This window comes from Bartonella sp. TS25HLJMH (genome assembly GCF_042193505.1).
Classification (GTDB): Bacteria; Pseudomonadota; Alphaproteobacteria; order Rhizobiales; family Rhizobiaceae; genus Bartonella; species Bartonella grahamii.
In genome coordinates this window covers 1-282 of sequence record NZ_JBHILV010000113.1, presented here as the reverse complement: position 1 = coordinate 282, position 282 = coordinate 1, and the positions used below count along the sequence as shown (strand labels likewise).

The 282-nt window shown below is 40.4% G+C and carries 1 protein-coding gene; it reads left to right on the top strand.

Translation table 11 applies throughout. The features are described 5' to 3' along the window. The coding region (locus tag ACFINF_RS09540; RefSeq protein ID WP_375620633.1) for a hypothetical protein at window positions 1-282 on the top strand (282 nt) is incomplete at both ends.

The following is a 282-nucleotide window of genomic DNA, read 5'->3' as shown; positions in this document are numbered from 1 at the left end:
AAAGATGGGCTATATCATTTTGCCGGTTGGTGTTCCTGCTGGTGTTTCACCAGAAGAGGCATTAAAAAACAATAAGAGATACCGTGTTGTTTGGCAAGTTTTGCATGCTTTACATTCTCATGATGAAAGGCTTGCTCGGACGATTAATCAAATGTCTTTAGGACAAGATAGCAGCCATACGATTGAGATTATAGAGATTAAGCGTGCCAATGAATTACAAGAACTCACCACAACGGTTGATGAGATCTCGATACCATCAAAAGCAGAAAGTTCTGGACGTGT